We start from the raw sequence: 391 nt of genomic DNA on the forward strand, positions 1-391 counted from the left end.
GTCCGCCGCCCCGTCCGCCGCGTCCGCCACCACCGGGGACGTCGGCGCCGCCGCCAAGCTCACCCACTCCCAGGCGGCGACGATGTTCCGCAACGCCGGCATCACCTGGTCCTCCAGCGGCAACTGCTCGGACCGCAACAAGCCCACCTGCACGTCCTTCGAGCAGATCCGCGAGGACACGGTGAAGGGCGCGATCACCCTGAAGCGGGCCAGCGGCTGCGCGCTCAACGTCACCGGCGGCACCGAGACCGGTCACGCCAGCGGCACCTACAGCCACTGGAACGGCTACAAGCTCGACTACTCGCTCTCCACGTGCATCCAGAACTACGTCAGCGCCAACTTCAGCTACATCGGCGGCAACAAGTGGCGTTCCGGCTCCGGGAACGTCTAC

The 391-nt window shown here is 68.3% G+C and carries 1 protein-coding gene; it reads left to right on the plus strand.

What is annotated here, in order from left to right; all coding sequences use genetic code 11:
* Window positions 1–391: hypothetical protein (locus GL263_RS27905; RefSeq protein ID WP_182858481.1), on the plus strand; the 391-nt coding region annotated here is incomplete at both ends.

This window comes from Streptomyces durbertensis (assembly GCF_014156695.1).
GTDB lineage: Bacteria > Actinomycetota > Actinomycetes > Streptomycetales > Streptomycetaceae > Streptomyces > Streptomyces durbertensis.